The sequence below is a fragment of the Pseudomonas sp. W15Feb9B genome (assembly GCF_000828175.1).
In the GTDB taxonomy this organism is placed as follows: domain Bacteria; phylum Pseudomonadota; class Gammaproteobacteria; order Pseudomonadales; family Pseudomonadaceae; genus Aquipseudomonas; species Aquipseudomonas parakoreensis.
In genome coordinates, this window is record NZ_JTKF01000069.1 from 1 (window position 1) to 262 (window position 262).

Genomic DNA, 262 nt, shown 5'->3' on the forward strand with positions numbered 1-262 from the left:
GAGGATGTTATTGCCGCTGTTACCGGTGAGCATGTTGTTCAGGCTGTTGCCGGTGCCATTGAGGTTGGCAGTGCCGGCCAGGTACAGGTTTTCCAGGTTGGCGCCCAGCGTCCAGTTGACCGATGACCAGACGGTATCGATTTCGCTGGCCAGGGTGCTGGTTTCGCTGATGGTGTCGCCGACGTTGTCGACCACATAAGTGTCGTTGCCCAGGCCACCCATCAGGGTGTCGGCGCCCAGACCGCCGTCGAGGTAGTTGTCG

At 60.3% G+C, this 262-nt stretch carries 1 protein-coding gene; it reads right to left on the bottom strand.

The annotated features are described in order from the left end of the window. The coding region (locus tag OC71_RS26145; RefSeq protein WP_041074837.1) for a hypothetical protein at positions 1 to 262 on the bottom strand (262 nt) is incomplete at both ends.